At 57.3% G+C, this 232-nt stretch carries 1 protein-coding gene; it reads left to right on the top strand.

Annotated features, from left to right (window positions below; translation table 11 throughout):
• On the top strand, nucleotides 1–232 hold a 232-nt coding region (locus AC1RP1_RS08515), incomplete at both ends, for a hypothetical protein (RefSeq protein ID WP_481762809.1).

A 232-nucleotide genomic window follows, 5' to 3' on the forward strand; every position in this document is an offset into this window, starting at 1 on the left:
TCGTCCTCCAGTTCTTCGTTCGACTGCGGGTCGAGCAGCAGCGGGAGCGACTGGTGAGCAATATCTATCGAGATGAGCTGGACAGCATCCAGCAGGCACAGGAACGGCTGCGCACACGCCTGCGACTTCTACAGGAAAGCTGCCCACACACGAATGCCGAGAAGAAGTACGACGGCAGCACCGGTAACTGGTGCAAGGCTGATGATTGCTACTGGATCGACTTTCACTGTCC

The sequence above is a fragment of the Dellaglioa sp. CoH-56-MRSF-13 genome, from assembly GCF_056782095.1.